The organism is Nocardioides luteus, from assembly GCF_014648595.1.
Classification (GTDB): domain Bacteria; phylum Actinomycetota; class Actinomycetes; order Propionibacteriales; family Nocardioidaceae; genus Nocardioides; species Nocardioides luteus.
In genome coordinates this window covers 16,961-38,456 of sequence record NZ_BMRK01000007.1, presented here as the reverse complement: position 1 = coordinate 38,456, position 21,496 = coordinate 16,961, and the positions used below count along the sequence as shown (strand labels likewise).

Here is a 21,496-nt window from a genome sequence, read left to right as displayed (position 1 = left end):
CCCAGGGCACCCGATGAGCGGCCTGCTCGTCGCCGGCACCACGTCGGACGCCGGCAAGTCGATCGTCACCACCGGCCTGTGCCGGGCCTTCGCGCGTCGCGGCGTCAAGGTCGCGCCCTACAAGGCGCAGAACATGTCCAACAACTCGATGGTCTGCCGGGCCCCGGACGGGACGACGGCCGAGATCGGCCGGGCGCAGTGGGTCCAGGCGCGGGCCGCGCGGGTCACGCCGGAGCCGGCGATGAACCCGGTGCTGCTCAAGCCGGGCTCCGACCGGCGCAGCCACGTGGTGCTGATGGGCCGGCCCGCGGGTGAGGTCTCCTCACGCGACTGGGAGGCGGGACGCCGACATCTGGCGACGGCTGCTCATGCGGCGTACGACGATCTCGCCTCGCGTTTCGACGTGATCGTCGCCGAGGGCGCCGGGAGCCCGGCGGAGATCAACCTGCGCGCGGGCGACTACGTCAACATGGGGCTGGCCCGGCACGCCGAGCTGCCGACGATCGTCGTGGGTGACATCGACCGAGGCGGCGTGTTCGCCGCGATGTACGGCACCCTGGCCCTCCTCGAGCCCGCAGACCAAGCGCTGATCAGCGGTTTTGTGATCAACAAGTTCCGCGGCGACGCCTCGTTGCTGAAGCCGGGGCTCGACTCGCTGGAGTCGCTGACCGAGCGCCAGGTCTTCGGTGTGCTGCCTTGGGACCCGTCGCTGTGGCTCGACTCGGAGGACGCGCTCGACCTGGAAGGGCGCCGCGCGGAGGCGGGAGCGACCCGCAAGGTCGCGGTCGTACGCCTCCCCCGCATCTCCAACTTCACCGACGTCGACGCGCTCGGCCTCGAACCCGACCTCGACGTCGTCTTCGCCTCCTCGCCCCACGACCTCTCCGACGCCGACCTGGTCGTGCTGCCCGGCACCCGCTCGACGATCAGCGACCTGGCCTGGCTGCGCTCGCGCGGTCTCGACGTGGCCATCACCGAGCACGTACGCCGCGGCCGCCCGCTCCTCGGGATCTGCGGTGGCTTCCAGATGCTCGGTGGCGTGATCGCAGACCCCGACGGTGTCGAGGGATCGGTCGCGGAGGTCGAGGGGCTGGGTCTGCTCGACGTACGCACCGACTTCGCCCCGGAGAAGGCGCTGCGGCTGCCCACCGGGTCGGCGCTCGGTGTCGAGGCGAGCGGCTACGAGATCCATCACGGCCGGATCAGCCGCGGCGACGGAGCCGAGGAGTTCCTGGGAGGAGCACGCTCCGGCAACGTCTTCGGGACGATGTGGCACGGATCCTTGGAGGGCGACGCCCTGCGCGGCGCGTTCCTCGCCGAGACCCTCGGGCGGGCACCATCCGACGTCTCCTTCCAGGCCGCGCGCGAACGTCGTCTGGATCTCATCGGCGACCTCGTCGAGGAGCACCTCGACGTCGACGCGCTGCTCGACCTCGCCCGGGAGAGCCGATGAGGCTGCTGATCCTGGGTGGGACCGGGGAGGCACGGGAGCTGGCCGCGCGGCTGATCGACGCCGGGGTCGAGGTGACCTCGTCGCTGGCGGGCCGGGTCGCGCGACCGCGGCTGCCGGTGGGTGCGGTGCGGATCGGCGGGTTCGGCGGGGTCGACGGGCTGATCTCGGCGCTCGCGGAGTTCGACGCCGTGGTCGACGCCACCCATCCGTTCGCCCGGGGCATCTCTGCCAACGCGGCGGCGGCCTGCGCGGAGACCGGCCACCCGCTGCTCCGGCTGGCTCGGACCGGCTGGCCGGCCGACCCGGCCTGGACCTACGTCGAGACCCACGACGAGGCCGCCACGCTCGCCGCGACCCTGGGGAAGCGTCCGTTCCTCACCGTCGGACGTCAGGAGCTGGCCCGGTTCGTCCCGGCGCTCGCCGGGCACGAGGCGCTGGCCCGCGTGGTCGACCGTCCCGAGATCGACCTGCCAAAGCCGTGGACGTTGCTGACCAGCCGCGGGCCGTACGACCTCGACGGCGAGCTCGCGCTGATGCGCGAGCACCGCAGCGACGTGCTCATCACCAAGGACTCCGGCGGCACTTACACCTGGCCGAAGATGCAGGCGGCCGGGCGGCTCGGCATCGAGGTGGTGGTCGTACGTCGGCCGCAGAGCCCCGCCGGGGTCCGGACCGTCGACGACGTCTCCGCGGCGCTGACCTGGGTGATGGGGTTCGAGGGCACTGTGACAGAGGGTCCGAGCTTGTGAACGGATTCACCAGGTCGGACCCTCCGTCACAGGCACGGATCCTGGTGGGGATGTCCGTCACCGACGTCGACCGACGCGACGAGCTGCTCGCCCTGGCCCGCAGCCACGACGCGAGCCTTGCATTCCTCCAGATGGGCGACCCGTCGCTGTCGGCCGAGCTGACCCGCCTGGCAGACCTGGGAGAGAAGACGATCACGCTCGTCGGCGTCAGCCTCGGCCCGCTCGCGCCCGGCCATTCGTGGCTGCGCAGGATCGCCGCGCACTGGTGGCGGGAACGCGCCGGCACCCGACCCGAGATCCAGGTCGCGACCCGTCTCGCGAACTCGCTCGAGGATCTCCCTCAGCTGTGGGCCGAGATGTGGGCACAGACCCGCCCGCTCACCGGCACCGAGCCCGGACTCACCTCGCCCGCCTGGGAACAGGTCTCCGACCACGTACGCCAGGTGCTGATCTGCCGCGGACCGCGCTGCACCGCCAAGGGCTCGGAGGAGACCGCGAAGGCCCTCATCCTGGGCGCGATGGAGGCCGGTCTCGGCGACGACGACCTGCTGATCACCCACACCGGCTGCCAGTTCCCGTGCAACCAGGCGCCGGTGGTCAACGTGCAGCCCGACGACGTCTGGTACGGCCACGTCGACGCCCTCGCCGCCCAAGCGATCGTGCACGACCACCTCGCCGACGGCCACCCCCTGGAGACCCACCGCCTCCCCCGCTGACCCGGTCGAGTCGGCTCGTTATAACGAGCCGACTCGACGTACGAATTGGTCAGAACGAGCCGACTCGACGCGATTCTGTGTCAGAACGAGCCGACTCGGCGGGTTTCAGAGGCTGGCGGCGAACGCCTTGCGCTCGGCGACGGCCTGCTGCTGGCGGTGGAGTCGACCGATCAGGCCGGTCAGCGCCACTCCGAGCACACCCCACATCGTGGCGAGCGTGATCAGCGAGGCGAGCCGGAAGGACCACAGCGTGTCGGCCGGGAAGTCGCCGATCTCGTTGACGGTCGCGAAGAGCTGGCCGGCGACGACGACCACGACCAGGTAGGCGGCGGTGCCACCGACCACGGCGGCGTACGTGCCGAAGCGCTCCCGCAGCCGCACGGCACCGTAGGTGGCGAGCGCGGCCGCGACCACGGAGACGAGCAGGTAGCCGAAGTAGACCGACGTACGCAGCCCGATGGTGTCGCCGCTCCCGACCGCCGGTGGCGTGGCGGGATACTTAAGGAACGGCACGAGCGCGAACGCGACGAAGCCGATCAGCGTGACCAGCGCGGTCGACTGCCCTGGTGAGAGCCGTCCGATCCTGCCAAGCGCGACCGCCGCGACCAGGGCGACGATGCCGCCGAGCGCGACACCGATGGCCAGAGTGCCGGTCAGCAGACCCCAGGTGCTCTGGTTGGTGCGGGAGACCTCAGGGGCCTCCTCACCGCCCTCGTCACCGCCCTCCTCACCGCCCTCGGCATGCGAGTGGGAGTGTCCGTCGCCGCCGGCTTCTTCGAGCGCGATGGCAGCACCGACCTGCGGCTCACCGACGGCGTACGCCACCATGAAGGTGACGATGCCGGCGAGGAGTCCAGCTAGCAGGCCGCGTACAAGGAATGCACGCGCGCTCATCAGTGGCAGGGGTAGCCGAGCAGGTGGCGACCGTCGTGGACCCACTCGTGGATAAGCGTGCCGGACGGGATCGAGACGGCGCCCTGGTCGGCGCTGATGAAGAAGATCACCAGCAGCCCGAGCAGGCCGAAGAAGAGCGCCCACGGGGCGAGCTCACGGAGCGGGATCGAAGGGATCTCGGGGGCTCCGGCGACGGGCGCGGTAGCAGACTGCGACACATGTCCTCCTCAGGGATACGTGCGTCCCTGTTCGTTGGGGTTGGACGGACACTCGGGTCTGACTCCACCGCCGCAAGGCGATGTCACAGTAGCGCGACTGTGCCGGAGTTCCACCGGCTTCCTCGTGCCCGTTGACGGGATCATACCCACGCCGGCCTCAGCCCGCACGCACACTGGCCTCCAGGCGGACAGTCAGCTCGGCCAGGCATGCGTCGCGGGAGATCCCCGACTCCCGCTCGTAGAGCCCGAGGGCCAGCTCGGCGAGCAGCATCGAGCCGCCGGCGAGGGTCATCGAGTCCTCGAAGGAGGCCATCAGCGAGGAGGCGTCCTCGAAGTCGCCTCGCGCCCGCGCCGCCAGCACACCAGCGGCGCGCTGCGCGGCGTCGACCATCTCCAGCCGCGGGTCTTGGCTCTCCCCCGTCACGGGACGATCAGCCCGGTCGTCTGCGTACGCGCCTTCTCGAACCGGTCCTGGACGTCGGCCCAGTTGACGATGTTCCACCAGCCCTTGACGAAGGACGCCTTGTCGTTCTTGTACTGCAGGTAGTAGGCGTGCTCCCACATGTCGAGCATCAGCAGCGGGACCATGCAGATCGGCACGTTCCCCTGGTGGTCGAAGTGCTGGATGATGTAGGGCCGCTGGGCGACCATGTCCCACGTCAGCACCGACCAGCCCGAACCCTGCACGGAGAGCGCGTTGGCCTCGAAGTGGGCACGGAACGAGTCGAAGCCGCCGAAGTATTCCTCGATCACCTGAGCCAGCTCGCCGGTCGGCTTGTCACCCCCGTCGGGGGACATGTTCGGCCAGAAGACCGAGTGGTTGACGTGGCCGCCGAGGTGGAAGGCGAGGTTCTTCTCGAGCGTCGAGAGGGTGCCGAAGGACTTCGCCTCCCGCGCCTCCTCGAGCTGCTCGACCGCGGTGTTGATCCCGCCGACGTACGTCGCGTGGTGCTTGTCGTGGTGAAGCTCCATGATCTCGCCGGAGATGTAGGGCTCCAGCGCCGCGTAGTCGTAGGGCAGATCGGGAAGTGCGTACACGGACACGGGTCGGGCTCCTCATTATTGCGAGTAATTTGCAATAACGCACCTACCGCGACAGCGCCGAGGTAAGGCAAGCCTCAGCGGATCCACTCGTTGCCGGTGAGATTGGTGAGCTTCGTGATGTCGAGGATGTCGAGGCTCGGATCGATGCCCGAGTCGGGGGCGAGACCGAAGTGCTCCAGCGAGCGGCGTACCCATTCGGCTGCGTCGATGTTGAGCGGGCCGGAGACGAACATCGCGTAGGGCAGGTTCACGAACCTGTTCTCCTTGACGGCGGGCAGGTCGCGCGAGGCCGGGTTGGATTTCAAGACCTTGACCTTCTCCGCGTAGGACTGACCGGGGTAGTCGACGAAGTAGATGACGTCGGGCTTCGCCGCGGCGAACCGCTCCCAGCCGACCTCGGTCCAGGTGTCCTCGACGTCGGCGGTCGCGTTGGTGACACCGGCCGTGTCGAAGATGGCCTGCGGGGCGCCGAAGGAGCCGGAGGTGAAGATGGCGTCGGTGCCGGAGTCGAAGAGGAACGCGGTCGGCTTCTTCGCCGGTTTCGGCGCACTCTTCAGTGCCTTGCGCCGCTCGTCGATGTCGGCCGCGACCCGCTTCGCCTGCGGTCCGTGGCCGGTCAGCTCACCGATGTTGAGCAGGTCCGTACGCAGCGCCGTCCACGGCTCCATCGTGCCTCGGGCCCCGTCCTTCTGCCGGCAGGACTCACTGAGCAGGTAGGTCTCGATGCCGTGCTCCTCGACCTTCGCCGGCGTCAGGTTGCGCGCCTCGCTGAAGCCGTAGTTCCAGCCCGCGAACATCAGCTCCGGCTGGAGCGCCAGGACGGTCTCCAGGGTCGGCTGGTCGTCGCCGACGACCTTCAGCTCGTCGACCCGGTCCTCGGGATAGGCGAGCTCGAGCAGCTGCTTGTCCCGGGCGATCCCGGTCACCGCGGCGAGCTCGTCGCGGGCACCCACCGCGAGCGCGATGGAGATGATCCCGCCGTCGTAGGCGTAGAGATCAGTGATCGGCGCGTCGACGCTGAGCGTCTCGCCGCAGTTCTCGACGGTGATCGCGCCGTCTCCGGCCACGCCCGCCGACCTGGTCTCCTCGGCGCCGCAGGCGGTGAGAACGGTGGCGCCGAAGGCGAGTGCCGCGAGAGCGGTGACCTGAGCGCGGCGCAGGGAGATGGGGGCGGTCATGTCGAGTGGTCCTTACGCGGGTGGATGAGCAGATGGGGCTGCTCCAGGTGGGGATGAGGCACCTGGACGGAGCCGACGCCGAAGTGGAGGTCGACGCCGATGGTGTCGAGCACCTCGGCCGGCGGCCCGTGGGCGACGACGGTGGCCGGGCCGCTCTGTTCATCGCCGGCGGCGTCGCCGCCGGGGTCGCTGCCCGGGTGACGGCCCAGCACCGCCAGCCGGTCGAAGGAGCGGAGCGCGAGATCGAGGTCGTGGATGGTGACCACCAGCGTCTCGGCCTGGTCGGCGACGGTCTGCAGCAGCCTCAGCTGCCAGGCGACGTCGAGATGGTTGGTGGGCTCGTCGAGGAGCATCACCGGGCATCGCTGGGCCAGGCCACGGGCCAGCACCGCGCGCCGCCGCTCACCACCGGAGAGCCGCTCGCAGGGGTCGTCGATGCGGTCGGCCAGCCCGACCGCATCCAGGGCGCTGCGTACGATCTCGCGCTCCTGCGTGCCGCCGCGCGACCACGGCCGGGTGCGCGGCACTCGGCCGAGCGCGACCATCTCTCCGACCAGCAGCTCGGCGGAGGCGACCTCCTCCTGGGGCACGTAGGAGAGCCGGCGGGCGCGCTCGCGCGAGCCGACCCGCCCGATCTCGTGGAGCTGGCCGGAGGTGTCGGCCAGCTCGGCCGTGCCGGTGGTCGGGCGGAGCACACCGGCCATGATGCGCAGCAGCGTCGACTTGCCCACGCCGTTGACCCCCACGATGCCGAGACTGGTGCCGGCGGGCACGTCGAGGTCGATGTCGCGGAGCACCTCGCGCTCCCCCAGCCGGGCCCCGACGCCACGCAGACGCAGCACGGGGCGGAGGCCGCCACCCTTCATCGCTGGGCTCATCACTGGCCCCCGAACCGGTAGCGACCGCGGCCCAGCAACAGCAGGAACAGCGGCGCCCCGACCACGCCGGTGACCACGCCGAGCGGGATCTCCTGCGGTCGCGCCACCAGCCGGGCCACCACGTCGACCCAGAGCAGGAAGAGCCCGCCACCGAGCGCCGCGACCGGGATGACGACCCGATGTCTGGCCCCCACGAGCAGCCGCGCGGCGTGCGGCACGATCAGCCCGACGAACCCGATCCCTCCGCTGACCGCGACCAGCACGCCGACCAGCACCGCCAACCCGACGAACAGCGTCGTACGCAGCGCCGCGACGTTCACGCCGAGCGAGGCGGCGGTCTCGGGGCCGGCCGCGAGGGCGTCCATCCAGCGGTGCAGAGCGAGCATCCCGACGCCGAGCACGAGGGTGATGGCGGCGGGCAGCCACAGCTTCTCCCAGGTGGCTCCGCCGACGCTGCCGAGCATCCAGAACATCACCGAGTTGGCCGCGCGGGGGTCGTCGCTCATGAAGACCAGGAACGAGGCGATCGCGGAGAGCCCCGAGGAGAGCACCACGCCGGAGAGCACCAGCCGGATCGGGGTCAGCCCGCCCTGTGCGGTCGCCACCAGCCAGACCAGCAGGGCCGAGCCGATCGCCCCGAGCAGCGCTCCGGTGGAGACGGCGTAGATGCCGAAGCCAGCCAGCGCGCCCGTGGTGATCGCCGCGGTCGCCCCCACCGAGGCGCCGGAGCTGATCCCGAGCAGGAACGGGTCGGCGAGCGGGTTGCGCACCAGCGTCTGCATGCCGGCGCCGGCCACCGCGAGGCCCGCGCCGACGACCAGCGACATCAGCGCCCGGGGCATGCGGAGCTCCCAGATGATCACGTCCCACTTCCCGGGCTCGACGCCCTGGAGCCGGTCGGCGACCGCCGCGACGACCTCGCCGACCGGGATCCGCTCCGACCCGAACGCGAGCGAGACCACGGCGCTGAGCACCCAGGCCAGCACCAGCGCGACGACCAGCGGCACGAACGGGACACGGCGGGTGGTTCGCACGGCTCTCGGCCTCTCAGGTCCTCTGGCCCCAGATCGCGAGGGCCGTGACGTACATCTGAGCCGACAGGTTTTCGGACTCGGGATCAACCGACGGCGCCGCCTTCCCAGGGCCTCGGGCCCCAGTGGCTTCCTAGCGTCGTCGTCTCCCTCACCGCTGCGCGCCAGTCCCGGATTCTCACCGGAGTTCCCTGGCATCCATCAGGATGCGTTCGACTCGCAGGAGAGGCTAGCACGGCGGTTCGAGGCCTTTCGGCTGCCCTGTCAGCGGCCCGGCGAAACACTAGATCTAGGAAGTTGCATTGCTGTAGTTCCCGCATATAGTGGTGCCCGCAGCTGGTTCTCCCTCCTCGGCGACGGGGCGGGAGAGGCAAGAGGGAACCCGGTTCGACTCCGGGACTGCCCCGCAGCGGTGAGTGGGAACGACCGCCGTCACACAGCACTGGGAGCAAGCCAGTCTCCTGGGAAGCGACGGCCACTAGGACCGCGTACGACGCCCACGAGTCCGAAGACCTGCCAGCGCGCCGCACCCGCCGGGTGCGGTGGTCCGCGACCTCGAGGGAAGGTCAGGGGATCAGGTCTTCGCTGCCGGTCAGCCCGGCACGACACCGACCTCCTCTCCTCTTCGATGCGCGGACGAGCAACACATCCGAGCGGGCCGGGTCGGCCCGTGGACGAAGGGGGCACGAGATGATCGACACCGAGGGTCTACCGATCCGCACCGAGAAGTCGGCGTACGTCTTCGACTATCCGATGGCCGAGGATCTCGCCAAGAAGCAGCGGAGCATCTTCTGGACTGCCGAGGAGATCCCGGTCGAGAACGACAAGCAGGACTTCCTGGTCAACATGACCGACGCCGAGCAGGCCGCGGTCAAGACGACGCTGAAGCTGTTCACCATCTACGAGCTGATCCTCGGCGGCGAGGTGTGGGGCGACCGGCTCTTCCACGCCTTCCCGCGGCCCGAGATCCAGATGATGACCAACGCGTTCTCGTTCGCCGAGCTCAACATGCACGCGCCGTTCTACGCGAAGCTCAACAAGACGCTGATGATCGACACCGAGGAGTTCTACGACTCCTACAGGAACGACCCGGTGCTGGCCGAGCGGATCGCGTTCGTATGGGACGCCATCGCCGACGAGGACCTGCTCTACGCGCTCAGCGTATTCACACTGATGGAGAACTTCGTCCTCTACTCCAACTTCGCCTTCCTCAAGCACTTCCAGTCCGGTGGCAAGAACCTGCTGCAGAACGTGATCAGCGGGATCAACTTCTCCGCCCGCGACGAGAACCTGCACGCCACCGGCGGCGCCTGGCTCTTCAACACCACCCTCGACGAGTACGCCGCCACCGTGCCTGCCGACAAGTTCGAGGCCGAGCGCGACGACCTCTTCACCCGCGTGCGCGGCGTCGCCGAGCACCTCTACGCCCACGAGGCGCGCATCGTGGAGATGCTCTTCGCCGACGGGCCGATCCCCGGCATCGACCAGGCCGACCTGGAGGCGTTCGTGAGGTCGCGGGTCGACATGACGCTCGCCAACATGCGGATGGAGCCGCTCTTCGGCGAGGAGGCGAACCCGATCGCCGAGTGGTTCTACAACGGCATCAACGGCACCCAGTTCCACGACTTCTTCCAGGTCACGGGCAACGAATACAACCGCAACATCGGCGAGACGGAGTTTGAGTTCTGATGGGCAGCAACAGCTGGGAAGCACTGTCCGCCGAGCGCAAGGCGCTGCAGGCTTCGGGCACCGTGCCTGCGTTCATGACCACCGCGGGCTACGCGATGTTCAAGGCGAAATACACCGTCGAGGGTCAGAGCGTCCGAGAGCGCTACGAGACCATCGCGGCCACCGCCGGCGGGCTGGCCGACGAGATGTACGCCCGTGAGGACGGCACCTCGTGGACGTCGATGTTCTTCGACGCGATCTGGAACGGCTGGCTCTCGCCGTCGACCCCGGTGCTCTCCAACCTGGGCACCGACCGCGGCCTGCCGGTCTCCTGCGAGGGCTCGTACGTGGAGGACTCCGTGTGGGGCTTCTACGACACCCTCAAGGAGGCCGCGATCCTGTCGCAGAACGGGTTCGGCACCTCGGCCTACCTCGGCGACGTACGCCCTCGCGGCGCGAAGTTTTCCGACAACGGCAAGGCCAACGGTGTCGTGCCGGTCTTCTGCAACTTCGTCGAGATGACCAACCAGATCAGCCAGGGTGCGACCCGCCGCGGCTCCTGGGCTGGCTACCTGCCGGTGGACCACCCCGACTTCTACGAGCTCGCCGATCTGATCTTCCGCGAGCCGGCCAACAAGAACATCGGCTGGATCTTCAGCCAGGCCTTCATCGACCGGATGCTGGCCGGGGATCGCGACGCGCTCGAGCGCTACCAGCGGGTGCTGAAGATCCGGGTGGTGCTCGGCAAGGGCTACATCTGGAAGGTCGACACCGTCAACGCGGCCCAGACCGCGTCGTACAAGGCCAACGGGCTGGAGAACAAGGCCTCCAACCTGTGCTCGGAGATCACCCTCTTCTCCGACGAGCACCACTCCTACACCTGCGTGCTCTCCTCGCTGAACCTCTCGACCTACGACGAGTGGAAGGACCAGGACACGGCGTACGTCGCGACCGTCTTCCTCGACGCGGTCGCCGAGGCGTTCCTGCGCAAGGCCCGCACGGTGCGCGGGCTGGAGCGGGCGGTGCGCTACACCGAGAAGGCGCGCAGCCTGGGCCTGGGCGTGATGGGCTACCACGACTACCTGCAGAAGCAGCGGGTGCCGTTCGAGTCCGACAAGGCGGCGGCGCTCAACAAGGACATCTTCGAGCGGATCTCCGCGCGTGCCGACGCCGCGTCGCGGTGGATGGGCTCGGTCGCCGGCGTGCCGGAGTGGTGCGTCGGCCGCCGCAACTCCCACCTGATGGCGATCGCGCCGACGATGAGCACGGCGGTGATCGTCGGCGGCACGAGCCAGGGCATCGAGCCGTACGTCGCCAACGTCTGGAACCAGACCACCTCGGCCGGCGAGATGCCGCGGGCCAACCAGAACCTCGTCGAGGTGATGACCGAGCGCGGGGTCTACGACCAGGCGCACATCGACGACATCATCGACCACGGCGGCTCCGTGGCCCATGTGGACTGGCTCGACGAGCACGAGAAGGACGTCTTCAAGACCGGCTACGAGATCGACCAGAAGATCCTGCTCGCTCGCGCCTCCGACCGGCAGGTCTACATCGACCAGTCGCAGTCGCTCAACCTGTTCTTCCAGGCCGACGCGACCCCGCAGTACATCAGCAAGATCCACAAGCTGGCGCTGCTCGACCCCAACATCAAGAGCCTCTACTACCTGCGCTCGCGCGCCGGCATCCAGGCCAGCAAGCAGACCCCCAAGAACTGATCCGGCTCACGAGAGGCATGACCATGAACGAGAACCCGACCACCACGACCACCACCGACGCCATCGACGACCTGAGCTGGGACGACTGGAGCGACGCCGAGGTCTGCGCGATCGAGAACGGGCCAGACTGCGAGGCGTGCGAGGGGTGACCCGCCCCGTTGCTGGGAGGCCGACGCTGACGGTCTGCCGCGGATGCTGCTGCGGCACCGAGCGCAAGTCGCCCGGGGTCGACCACGAGGGCGTGCTGGCGACCCTGAACGAGGTGGCCGGGGAGTCGGCGACCGTACGCGTCGCCGACTGCCTCGGCCCCTGCGAGAAGGCCGACGTCGTGGTCGTCGGACCCTCGCCCGAGGGCCGGCGGCGCGGCGCCCGGCCCGTCTGGGTCGCCCGGGTCGGCACGGCACGGGTCGCCGACGCCCTGGCGCGCTGGGCCGGCGACGGCGGACCAGGCATCGCTGATGCCCCGCCCGCCGTGCTGGCGCGGGCCTTCCGTCACGGACGCTGAGCAACCGCCACTGCTGGTCGAGCCGCGAGGCCGCCCGCGGCCGAGCGTGTCGAGACCAACACAGTCCCCTGCCGCGCTCGATAGGACTGTGTTGCTCTCGACACGCCTCCGCCGCCCTCGCTTCGCTCGGGGCTCCCACGCTCGGCACAACCGGACGAGCAAGCTCGCCAGCCGGCCTCGCTCGGTCGCCTAGCGGCTCCGGCGGCTCGACCAGCGGATCCGGCCGGACACTGCGTACGCCGCCGCGACCAGCGCCGCACCGATGCCGACCCGGCGGGCCAGCCGGGTGGCGCGGGGGATGTCGGCGGGCTCGGTCGCGCGGCCGTCGCCCATGACGGCGCGGTGCTCGATGCGATTGCCGTAGTAGGTGTTGGTGCCGCCCAGCCGCACCCCCAGCGTGCCCGCGAAGGTGGCCTCGACGACGCCCGCGTTGGGGCTGGGGTGCCGGGCGGCGTCACGGCGCCAGGCGCGTACGGCATCGCCCGCACTGCTCGGCGCGGCAGCCATCGCGAGCACGCCCGACAGCCGGGAGCCGGGCAGGTTGAGCAGGTCGTCGAGCCGGGCGCTGGCCCAGCCGAAGCGCTCGTAGCGCTCGTTGTGGTGCCCGACCATGGCGTCGAGGGTGTTGGCGGCGCGGTAGCCGAGCAGGCCGGGGACTCCCCCGATCGCTCCCCAGACCAGCGGCGCGACGACCGCGTCGGAGGTGTTCTCGGCGACGCTCTCGACGACCGCGCGGGTCACCTCGGAGGCGTCGAGGGCGGCGGTGTCGCGACCCACCAGACGGGTCACCTGCTCGCGCGCCGCTGGCAGGTCGTCGGCGGCGAGATGCGCATGGACGGCCAACGCCTCCCGCTCCAGCGAGCGCCCGCCCAGCACCGCCCAGGTCGCGGCGGCGGTCAGCAACATCCGTCCGCCCCGGCCGGGAACAACCCGCTCGGCCGCGGCGCCGAGTACCACCGCTCCCCCGCCCATGGTGACGGTGTGGAGGACGCCTCGAGCCCGAGAGTCGGCATACCAGGCCCGTTCGGCCCGATCCGCCACCGTGCCGAACCCAGCAACCGGATGAAACCGACGCGGATCCCCGACAAGACGATCGATTGCAAACCCAAGAAGAATCCCGACCGCTCGCGGTGTGCTGCCAGAGGTGCGCCTGGGCGCACGCTGGGCAGCACACGGCGTCATCGCTTGCACCTTCTCAGCGCCGACAGCAGTCGGTCGGTCTGCTCCACCGGGCGTACGGCGATCCGCACCCACTCCGGGCCCAGGCCGGGGAAGGTGTCGGCGCGGCGTACGGCGATGCCTTCGTCGCGCAGAAGCTCGCGGACCCCTACTCCCGGGCGGGCGAGGACGAAGGAGGCCGTCGAGGGGACGTGCTCGATCTGCTGCGCTCTGAGACCCGCCTCGAGGTGGTCGCGCCAGGCGCCGATCCGGTCCGCGCGCTCGCGGGCTTCGGCGCTCGCGCGCTCGGTGGCGCAGGCGAGCATTGCGGCGGCTGCCGTGGACGAGACGGACCAGGGCGTACGCACGGCCTCGAGGTCGTTGATCGCCCCGGAGTCGCCGACGACGTAGCCGGCACGGACGCCCGGGATCGACCAGTGCTTGGTGAGGCTGCGGATGACCAGGAGGCCGTCGTCGCGGGTGGTGGTGAGCGTCTCCGGCTCGCCGGGCACCGCATCCATGAACGCCTCGTCGACGACGACCAGCCGCCTTGGGCGGAGGAGCTTTCGGATGGCGGTGGCCGGGTGGAGCACGCCGGTGGGGTTGGTCGGGTTGCCGATCATGACCAGGTCCGCGTCGTCGGGCACCGCGGCCGGGTCGAGTGAGAATCCGTCCCGGGCGCTCAGACGCACCTCGGTGACCTGGTGGCCGGCCTGCTCGAGCGCCGCGTGCGGCTCGGTGAACTGGGGATGGACGACGACAGGCTTCTGCCACGGCCGTGCTCGCGCGACGAGAGTGAATGCCTCCGCCGCCCCCGCCGTCGGCAGCACCTCGGCACGCTCGCGGCCGTGGTGCTTGGCCAGCGCAGCGCGGGCGGGCTCCTCGTCGGGATAGGCGGCCGAGGCGAGCGACTCGTGGAGCGCCTCGTCGAGCCAGCTCGGCCGCTCGCCCGGGTAGACGTTCACCGCGAAGTCGAGCAGGTCGTCGCCGACTTCGACATCTCCGTGATGTCGCAGCGGGTCGTTCGGCGGGCTGTCGGGGGTGGCTGGTGCGGGGGAGGTGATTTTCCCGCCATGGCGGGATTCTGCGGGCGAGTCAGCGGTCTCTGCGGCGCATTTTCCCGCCATGGCGGGAAAATGCGCCCTCGCCTCATGAGCCGCAGCCGCGAAACGAGCTGCCAGATGGGGATATCCGGCCCAGTGCACGTGCAGGTACGCCGCATGCACCGTGTCGCTGCTGAAGCCGGTCGGTGCGCCGTCGATGGTCCAGGCAGCCTCGGATCCGGCGGCGGGTGAGGTGGTGGTGCGGTGGAACTCGTGGCCGGTGACCTCCTCGCCGCCGCGGGTGAGGAGGGAGTCGGAGGCGGCGGTCGCGACGGGGTAGCGCAGAGTGAGCCGTTCGCTCATGGCGGCGTGGGCGGGCACGGCGCCGGCCATGGGGGTGCCGTCGAGCGACTCGGCCAGATAGAGGAGCCCGGCGCACTCGGCGACCGTCGGGATCCCGGCTTCCACCGCGGTCCGGAGGTCGGCGAGCAGCGACCGGTTGGCGGCGAGCTCGGCGGCGTACATCTCGGGGAAGCCACCGCCGAGGTAGATCCCGCTGGTGCCCTCGGGGAGCGCGGGGTCGGTGAGCGGGTCGAAGGAGCGTACGTCGCAGCCTGCTGCCGCCAGGAGCTCCTCGGTCTCGGGATAGCGGAACGTGAACGCGCGGCCGCCGGCGACGGCGATGATCGGGCGCTCCCGTTGCCGTGATCCGGCCGAGCCGTGCATTTTCCCGCCATGGCGGGAAAATGGGACCACATCGCTACCCTGGGAGGCCCATTTTCCCGCCATGGCGGGATTCTGCCCGCCCCCGGCCACTGCCAACGCCAGCCCCGGATCCCAGGCATCTCCCTCGAGCCCCGGGGCAGACCGCGCGACCTCCATGAGCGCGGCAAGATCCAGATGAGCGGCGACCTGCTCCCCCAGCCGCTCGATCAGCGCGACCGACTCCGCCCGCTCGTCGACGGGCACGAGCCCGAGGTGGCGCGACGGGGTGGCGAGCGAGTCATCGGGCGGCAGCATCCCGAGCACCGGCAGCCCGACGTGCTCCAGAGCGCCGGTGATCTCGTCGGCGTTCCTCCCCGGACGACACCGGTTGAGCACGACTCCCCCGATGCGTACGGACGGGTCGAAGACCGCCATCCCGGCGGCGATCGCGGCGGTGGAGCGCGACATCCGGGCGACGTCGAGCACCAGCACCACCGGCGAGGAGGTCAGTGCGGCGACATGAGCGGTCGAGGCGAACCCGGAGGTGCCGAGGCGCCCGTCGTAGAGGCCCATGACGCCCTCGACGACCGCGACGTCGGCGCCGACGGCACCATGGAGCAGCAGCGGCACCACCCGCTCCTCGCCGACCAGATGCGGGTCGAGGTTGCGTCCCGGCCGCCCGGTGGCGAGCGCGTGGTAACCCGGGTCGATGTAGTCGGGGCCGACCTTGTGACCGCTGACCGTCAACCCGGAGAACGTACGCAGCGCGGCCATCAGCCCGGTGGCGACGGTCGTCTTCCCCGACCCGGTCGAAGGGGCAGCCACCACCAGCCGGGGCAGGCTCACCATTCGATGCCCCGCTGGCCCTTCTGACCGGCGTCCATGGGGTGCTTGATCTTGGTCATCTCGGTGACCAGGTCGGCGACCTCGAGCAACGCCGGATCGGCATCCCGACCGGTGATCACGACGTGCTGACGCCCGGGCCGCGAAGCGAGCACCGAGGCCACCTCGTCGGCGGAGACCCAACCCCACTTGATCGGATAGGTGAACTCGTCGAGCACGAGCAGGTCGTAACGCTCGTCCGCCAGGCACCGTCTGATCTCGGCCCAGCCCTCGGCGGCCGCCGCGGCATGGTCCTCGGCGTCGCCCTGCTTGCGCGACCAGGACCAGCCGGAGCCCATCTTGTGCCAGTCGACCGGCCCGCCCTCGCCGGTCTCCTCGTGCAGCGCACCGAGGCGTTCCAGCACCGTCTGCTCGCCGATGCGCCACTTGGCCGACTTCACGAACTGGAAGACCCCGATCCGCCATCCCTGGTTCCACGCGCGCAGCGCGAGCCCGAAGGCCGCGGTCGACTTCCCCTTGCCGGGCCCGGTGTGGACCATCAGCAGCGGCCGGTTGCGACGCTGGCGGGTGGTGAGCCCGTCGTCCGGTACGACGAGCGGCTGTCCCTTCGGCATCAGGCCGCTCCCTTCCAGGTCTGCGTGCGGCTCTGCACCGCGGAGGTCAGCGCCTCGGCACTCACCTCGGCGACCGGCACGTGCTCCGCGCCCAGATGACCGGCCAGCTCACGCGCCAGCCCGAGCCGCATCGGCCCGCTCTCGGAGTCGATGACGACGGTGGTGACCCCCAGGCCGGCGACGTACGCGGCGGCCTGCTGCGAGCGTCGGACCGCCTCCTTGCCGTGTGCCTTGGAGTTGGCACGCCCGTCGGTGACGACAACCAGCAGCGGCCGCAGATCGGGGTCGCGAAGCCGCTCGCGCTGCAGCACCCGGGCGGCCTCGAGGAGGCCTTCGGCCAATGGCGTACGTCCTCCGGCGGGCACCTCGTCGAGGCGCGCTGCGGCGAGGTCGACCGAGCCGGTCGGCGGCAGGACCAGCTCGGCGTCCTCGCCGCGGAAGGTGATCATGCCGACCTTGTCGCGGCGCCGGTAGGCGTCGAGCAGCAGCGAGAGCACCGCCGCCTTCACCTGCGCCATCCGCTTGCGCGCGGCCATCGACCCGGACGCGTCCACGCAGAACAGCACCAGGTTGGCCTCCCGCCCCTCGCGCACCGCGGTGCGGAGGTCCTCGGGTCGGAGCTCGACCTGCGCAGAGGTACGCGGTCGGGCGCTCTGCTTCCCGGCGGCCGCCTTGAGCGTCTCGACGAGGTGGAGCGAGCCGTGGGTGCTGGTGTCCGCGCCGATCCGGCGGCCGGTGGTGCCGATCGCCTTGCTGCGGCCACCGGTCCTTCCGGTGCCTACGCCGGTGACCGTCAGGAGACGGGGGCGGTAGGCGGGGGCGGCGGCGGTGGTCGAGCCGTCCCCACCGGAGGTCGAGCTTGTCGAGACCCCGGGCTGATCGTCCTCGGAAGCGTCTGTGTTGGTCTCGACACCGGCTCGCTGGCGCTCGCCGGGCTCGACCGACGGGGCGTCATCGCTGGTCGAGCTTGTCGAGACCTCGTCCGTGGTCGAGGTCTCCTGAGGAGCGGCCTCGACAGGCTCGACCTCCGGGTCGTCCGGCCCCTCCGGCGGATCAGGCGGCAGCTCGTCATCCCCGAGGATCCGATCGAGCAGCTCCTCATCGAGCCCGGGCGCATCGAACGGATTCCGCCGACGCCGATGCGGCAGAGCCAGCAGCGCAGCCCGCCGGATGTCAGCACGAGTGACCTCGGAGCGGCCGGCCCAGGCCGCGTGGGCGACGGCGGTGCGGGCGGTGACGATGTCGGCACGCAGCCCGTCGACCTCGAATGCCGCGCAGACCTCGGCGATCTTGAGCAGCCCGGGCTCGGTGAGCCGCACCTTCCCGACCAGCCCACGCGCGGCGACGATCCGGGCAGTCAGCTCCCGCTCGGCAGAAGCGAAGCCCTCGGCGAAAGCGGCAGCGTCCAGGTCGAACGCCATCCGGCGGCGTACCACCTCCGCGCGCAGCGCCGGGTCCCGAGGCGCGGCGACCTCGACGGTGAGCCCGAAGCGGTCCAGGAGCTGCGGGCGCAGCTCGCCCTCCTCCGGATTCATGGTGCCGATCAGCACGAAGCGCGAGGCGTGCTCGATCGAGACACCGTCGCGCTCGATCGAGACCCGGCCCATCGCGGCGGCGTCGAGCAGCAGGTCGACGAGGTGGTCGTGGAGCAGGTTGACCTCGTCGACGTACAGCAGCCCGCGGTGGGCGCGCGCCAGCAGCCCCGGCTCGAACTCGATCGCGCCGCGCGAGAGTGCGCTCTCCAGGTGGAGCGAGCCGACGACCCGGTCCTCGGTGGCGCCCACCGGGAGCTCCACCAGGCGCACCGGGCGGCTCTCCACCGCAACGCCCGGCCCGAACGGACCGTCCGGCGACTCCGCGGACGGGTCGTCGGGATCGATCGAGAACCGGTCTCCCGCGTAGACCGAGATCGACGGCAGCACGGCCGCCAGGCCACGTACGGCTGTCGACTTCGCCGTGCCCTTCTCGCCACGGACGAGGACGCCGCCGATCTCCGGCGAGATCGTGGTGAGCACGAGCGCGAGGCCCATGTCGTCGAGGTCTGTGGCCGAGTCGGCTGCGCAGCCGAGGACAGCAGAAAATGGGTAGTGCACCGGCATGAGAGGCTCCCGCTCCCTATCGCGTTCAATGGGCGGACGCGGGGCCGGTCTTCGGACTTGCCGAGTCCCCGTGATGGGGCTCGGTTCACCGCAGCGGGCCTGCGCCGGAATCTCACCGGCTTCCCAGATTCTCCCGTCCCACCGTCCTCACCGTCTGGCGATGGCTGGGCAGTCAGGGCACCTCGCGTCTGTGCGGTCACTGTAGCGTCTGGCCCCATGATCGTCGTGGTGGGCATCGGTGCCGGGGGTTGGGACGAGATTCCGGTACGTCACCAGCAGCTGATCCGGGAAGCCTCGGTCCTGCTGGGGGGTAAGCGCCATCTCGCCCTGGTCCCCGACGTGCCTGGGCAGCGGCGGGAGCCGTGGCCGTCGCCGCTGCGCGAGGGCCTTCCCGACCTGCTCGAAGGCCTCGGCGACGCGGTGGCACTGGCTTCAGGAGACCCGCTCGTCTCCGGCATCGGCACCACCCTGATCGACCTGCTCGGTCGCGAGAACGTACGCATCGAGCCGGCCGTCTCCTCCGTCTCGCTCGCTCGTGCGCGGATGGGGTGGGCGGCCGAGTCGTGCACGGTCGTCAGCGTGGTCGGTCGGGATGTGGCGCTGGTCGCTCGGGAGCTCGCGCCGGGGCGTCGGATCTTGGCTCTCTCGTCGGACGGGTCGACTCCGGCCGAGATCGCGGAGCTCCTGGTCAGAACCGGTTTCGGAGCCTCGGTGATGACCGTTCTGGGTGACCTCGGAGCGACTTCGGAGAGCAGGCGTACGGCTGTCGCTGAGGCGTGGGCCGCCGAGTCGCCGAAGCTCAACATCGTGGCGATCGAATGCGTACGCGACCGTGTTGGTTTCGACACGGACCCGCTCGTTCCTCGCGGGTCCGGCTCAACCAGCGGGGGTGAGGGTTCCACGCCGGTCGAGCCGCCGGAGCCGCTAGGCGGAGGCGTGTCGAGACCAACACAGTCGTTCCCCACCTCCTGGACCCCCGGCCTCCCCGACGACGCCTTCGAGCACGACGGCCAGCTGACCAAACGAGACCTCCGCGCCTCAGCCCTCGCCCGGCTGGCCCCGACCCCCGGCGAGCACCTCTGGGACGTCGGCGCAGGTGCCGGATCGGTGGGGATCGAGTGGATGCGGGCCCACCCGACCTGCACCGCCACCGCCGTCGAGAGCCACCCCGAGCGGGCCTCCCGGATCGCCCGAAACGCGGCGAGGCTCGGCACCCCAGGACTACGGATCGTCGAAGGACGAGCCCCCGACGCACTCGCCGACCTCCGACCACCCGACGCGATCTTCATCGGCGGCGGCGCGACCCGCCCCGGCGTGCTCGACGCCTGCCTCGCCGCCCTCCGCCCCGGCGGCCGGATCGTCGTCCACGGCGTCACCCTGGAGACCGAGCAGCTCCTGGCGCGGCAGCACGCGGAGCGAGGCGGCGAGCTGACCCGGATCTCGGTCGAGTCCGTCGACTCGATCGGCACCTTCCGCGGCTGGGCGCCCCAGCGCGCGGTCGTGCAGTGGGCTCGGTGAGGGTCAACACGCGATCTCCCGGCGCCACCGGGGAGTGGTCGACTCCAGCGCGGCGAGGAGGCCGACGGTCTCGGCGGGGTCGCTGAGGCGGTCGCCGAAGAGCTCCTTGATGCGCTTGAGGCGGTGGCGGACGGTCTGCTCGTGGACGGCGAGGAGCTCGGCGACGGCGGGAGCGCTGGGGCGGGTACGCAGCCAGACGAGCATCGTCTCGGCCAGTGCCAGACGGCGCTTCGGGGTCTCGTCCAGTAGGGGCGCGAGGAGCTGTTCGTCGGCGAAGCGGCGCAGCTTCGGGTCGGCGTACAGGCACAGCTCCGACTGGTGCTGGGCGCACCACACGACGCCGTCCTCGGCGGGGCGGATGACCTGCTCGGCGACCAGGGCGAGGGCGCGCTGACCCCAACGTACGGCGTGGTGGGTGTCGGCGAGGCGTACCTCCCAGGTGACCGCGACCGGACGGTCGGTGGCCGCCGCGATCGCGGTGGCGCGCGGGTGCAGCTCGGAGGCGGGGCCGATCAGGATGGTGGCGTCCTCGCTGCGGCCGGTGATCAGCCGGGCGGTGGGGGCGGTGAGGTCGGCGGAGACGGGTTCGCCGGGGACGACCGCGACGGCCACCCGGTCGGTGGTCGTCCAGCCGGCCCGCTCGGCCAGGGCCGCCAGGTCGGTGGTCGGCACGGCACCGATGAGCGACGCGAAGAGCTGGAAGCGAGGGTCGGCGGGCGGCGCGGGCTCGGCGAAACCCCGCATCGCGTGCTCGAGGAGCTGGTGCTGGTAGTCGAGGAGCGCCTCGGCGAGATAGCCGACCGCGGCGACCGGCAGGTCGAGCTCCTCGGCGATCTTGGACAGCTCCCGCCACGACTCCTGGGTCGCGATGTGGTGGGCGGCCCGCATGGCGTCGAGGTTGTGCCCGGCCCGCCCCTCCCGGTTGCCCAGCCGCTGATAGATGTCCGCGACGGTGGTGCCTCGTACGGGAGCGCCGGCCATCGCGTCGATGAACAGCGCGACCGCCTCGCCCAGCGCCTCTTCGATCAGGTCGTGCACCCGCGGGTCGCCGAAAGCGGCGACCTCGTGGCAGATGCGGCCGGCGATGCGGTTCGACAGGCGCCGTGCCCGCGGCCGGCAGGCCACCACGATCTCCCGGGCGATCGCGTTCGGTGGCGGTGACAGGTTGATCCGCAGCGTCGGATGGGGCCTCCTCGGGATCAGGCCCGTGAACGTGTCCCTGTTCGGTCGTGTCGTCGAAGTCACGTAACTCTCCTCCACATCCGTCCCTCGCTCTGCCGCGACGTGGGGTGCCGCGCGGGGGACGTCATCCCACCTGTAGTGAAGGGCCCCGCCGACCCGTCGTCCAGAGCGATCTGCGCACGAGCCGAGACAAGGGTGAAAAGTTGTGACGACCCTCACAACTTTTGGGGACTGAGGCGAAGTTGTCACCGATCTGACAATTTTCACCCGCTCCGAGACCTC

The 21,496-nt window shown here is 70.6% G+C and carries 19 protein-coding genes, 1 pseudogene and 3 riboswitches; of the genes and pseudogenes, 8 read left to right on the top strand and 12 right to left on the bottom strand.

What is annotated here, in order from left to right:
- Window positions 1-13: 13 nt before the first annotated feature.
- Genes IEY81_RS10530 through IEY81_RS10520 form a run of 3 tightly spaced genes read left to right on the top strand, consistent with a single transcriptional unit; the run spans window position 14 to window position 2,918 of the window.
- Window positions 14-1,453 carry a cobyric acid synthase gene (locus tag IEY81_RS10530; protein ID WP_189118441.1) on the top strand — a complete coding sequence of 480 codons (1,440 nt, stop codon included), beginning with the start codon at window positions 14-16 and terminating at the stop codon, window positions 1,451-1,453.
- Window positions 1,450-2,202 (top strand): cobalt-precorrin-6A reductase, encoded by a 753-nt coding sequence (locus tag IEY81_RS10525; protein ID WP_189118440.1) that lies wholly within the window; start codon window positions 1,450-1,452, stop codon window positions 2,200-2,202. Before IEY81_RS10530 ends, IEY81_RS10525 begins: the two co-directional genes overlap by 4 nt.
- A 50-nt stretch (window positions 2,203-2,252) precedes the next feature.
- Complete coding sequence (locus IEY81_RS10520; RefSeq protein WP_189118439.1) at window positions 2,253-2,918, top strand: (2Fe-2S) ferredoxin domain-containing protein; 666 nt, start codon at window positions 2,253-2,255, stop codon at window positions 2,916-2,918.
- 105 nt (window positions 2,919-3,023) lie between these two features.
- On the opposite strand, the pseudogene IEY81_RS10515 reads toward IEY81_RS10520, so the two are convergent.
- The 7 genes and pseudogenes from IEY81_RS10515 to IEY81_RS10485 all read right to left on the bottom strand — a co-directional run.
- Window positions 3,024-3,794 (bottom strand): annotated as a pseudogene (locus tag IEY81_RS10515) (CbtA family protein); the annotation flags it as partial.
- A 17-nt stretch (window positions 3,795-3,811) separates the two neighbouring features.
- Window positions 3,812-4,030 (bottom strand): CbtB domain-containing protein, encoded by a 219-nt coding sequence (locus tag IEY81_RS10510; protein ID WP_189118437.1) that lies wholly within the window; start codon window positions 4,028-4,030, stop codon window positions 3,812-3,814.
- A 157-nt stretch (window positions 4,031-4,187) separates the two neighbouring features.
- Entirely contained in the window at window positions 4,188-4,454 is a 267-nt protein-coding gene (locus IEY81_RS10505) for a superoxide dismutase (RefSeq protein WP_189118436.1), read from the bottom strand.
- A complete protein-coding gene (locus tag IEY81_RS10500) occupies window positions 4,451-5,074 on the bottom strand; it encodes a superoxide dismutase (protein WP_189118435.1) in 624 nt (207 codons plus the stop codon). The genes IEY81_RS10505 and IEY81_RS10500 overlap by 4 nt, the downstream gene beginning before the upstream one ends.
- A 74-nt stretch (window positions 5,075-5,148) precedes the next feature.
- On the bottom strand, window positions 5,149-6,252 hold the full coding sequence (locus IEY81_RS10495) for an ABC transporter substrate-binding protein (RefSeq protein WP_189118434.1): 1,104 nt from the start codon (window positions 6,250-6,252) through the stop codon (window positions 5,149-5,151).
- Window positions 6,249-7,130, bottom strand: coding sequence for an ABC transporter ATP-binding protein (locus IEY81_RS10490; RefSeq protein ID WP_229787674.1), 882 nt, complete (start codon window positions 7,128-7,130; stop codon window positions 6,249-6,251). The genes IEY81_RS10495 and IEY81_RS10490 overlap by 4 nt, the downstream gene beginning before the upstream one ends.
- Window positions 7,130-8,164 (bottom strand): FecCD family ABC transporter permease, encoded by a 1,035-nt coding sequence (locus IEY81_RS10485; protein ID WP_189118433.1) that lies wholly within the window; start codon window positions 8,162-8,164, stop codon window positions 7,130-7,132. Before IEY81_RS10485 ends, IEY81_RS10490 begins: the two co-directional genes overlap by 1 nt.
- A 45-nt stretch (window positions 8,165-8,209) precedes the next feature.
- A riboswitch (cobalamin riboswitch) is annotated at window positions 8,210-8,393 on the bottom strand.
- Window positions 8,394-8,481: 88 nt separating this feature from the next.
- Window positions 8,482-8,696, top strand: a riboswitch (cobalamin riboswitch).
- A gap of 155 nt (window positions 8,697-8,851) precedes the next feature.
- Between IEY81_RS10485 and IEY81_RS10480 the strand changes: the two genes are divergently transcribed.
- From IEY81_RS10480 to IEY81_RS10470, 4 genes are read left to right on the top strand one after another with little or no spacing between them, the layout of a single operon-like run.
- On the top strand, window positions 8,852-9,850 hold the full coding sequence (locus tag IEY81_RS10480) for a ribonucleotide-diphosphate reductase subunit beta (protein ID WP_189118432.1): 999 nt from the start codon (window positions 8,852-8,854) through the stop codon (window positions 9,848-9,850).
- Window positions 9,850-11,547 (top strand): ribonucleotide reductase barrel domain-containing protein, encoded by a 1,698-nt coding sequence (locus tag IEY81_RS10475; RefSeq protein ID WP_189118431.1) that lies wholly within the window; start codon window positions 9,850-9,852, stop codon window positions 11,545-11,547. Before IEY81_RS10480 ends, IEY81_RS10475 begins: the two co-directional genes overlap by 1 nt.
- A gap of 17 nt (window positions 11,548-11,564) precedes the next feature.
- Window positions 11,565-11,696 carry a hypothetical protein gene (locus tag IEY81_RS24460; RefSeq protein ID WP_268244494.1) on the top strand — a complete coding sequence of 44 codons (132 nt, stop codon included), beginning with the start codon at window positions 11,565-11,567 and terminating at the stop codon, window positions 11,694-11,696.
- Entirely contained in the window at window positions 11,684-12,052 is a 369-nt protein-coding gene (locus tag IEY81_RS10470) for a hypothetical protein (RefSeq protein ID WP_229787672.1), read from the top strand. Before IEY81_RS24460 ends, IEY81_RS10470 begins: the two co-directional genes overlap by 13 nt.
- Before the next feature lie 189 nt (window positions 12,053-12,241).
- On the opposite strand, the gene IEY81_RS10465 is transcribed toward IEY81_RS10470, so the two are convergent.
- The 4 genes from IEY81_RS10465 to IEY81_RS10450 are packed head-to-tail and all read right to left on the bottom strand — an operon-like array spanning window position 12,242 to window position 18,514.
- Entirely contained in the window at window positions 12,242-13,234 is a 993-nt protein-coding gene (locus IEY81_RS10465; RefSeq protein WP_189118429.1) for a cobalamin biosynthesis protein, read from the bottom strand.
- Window positions 13,231-15,807, bottom strand: a complete 2,577-nt coding sequence (cobBC, locus tag IEY81_RS10460) for a bifunctional hydrogenobyrinic acid a,c-diamide synthase/histidinol phosphate aminotransferase CobBC (RefSeq protein WP_189118428.1) — start codon at window positions 15,805-15,807, stop codon at window positions 13,231-13,233. Before cobBC ends, IEY81_RS10465 begins: the two co-directional genes overlap by 4 nt.
- Window positions 15,801-16,415: a cob(I)yrinic acid a,c-diamide adenosyltransferase gene (gene cobO, locus IEY81_RS10455; RefSeq protein ID WP_189118427.1), complete on the bottom strand. Its 615-nt coding sequence runs from the start codon at window positions 16,413-16,415 to the stop codon at window positions 15,801-15,803. Before cobO ends, cobBC begins: the two co-directional genes overlap by 7 nt.
- Window positions 16,415-18,514 carry a VWA domain-containing protein gene (locus IEY81_RS10450; RefSeq protein ID WP_229787668.1) on the bottom strand — a complete coding sequence of 700 codons (2,100 nt, stop codon included), beginning with the start codon at window positions 18,512-18,514 and terminating at the stop codon, window positions 16,415-16,417. The genes cobO and IEY81_RS10450 overlap by 1 nt, the downstream gene beginning before the upstream one ends.
- Window positions 18,515-18,538: 24 nt before the next feature.
- Window positions 18,539-18,672: riboswitch (cobalamin riboswitch) on the bottom strand.
- A gap of 58 nt (window positions 18,673-18,730) precedes the next feature.
- On the opposite strand from IEY81_RS10450, the gene cbiE reads away from it, so the two are divergent.
- Window positions 18,731-20,032 (top strand): precorrin-6y C5,15-methyltransferase (decarboxylating) subunit CbiE, encoded by a 1,302-nt coding sequence (gene cbiE / locus IEY81_RS10445; RefSeq protein ID WP_189118426.1) that lies wholly within the window; start codon window positions 18,731-18,733, stop codon window positions 20,030-20,032.
- A gap of 3 nt (window positions 20,033-20,035) precedes the next feature.
- On the opposite strand, the gene IEY81_RS10440 is transcribed toward cbiE, so the two are convergent.
- Window positions 20,036-21,277 (bottom strand): PucR family transcriptional regulator, encoded by a 1,242-nt coding sequence (locus tag IEY81_RS10440; protein ID WP_189118425.1) that lies wholly within the window; start codon window positions 21,275-21,277, stop codon window positions 20,036-20,038.
- Window positions 21,278-21,496: the final 219 nt, after the last annotated feature.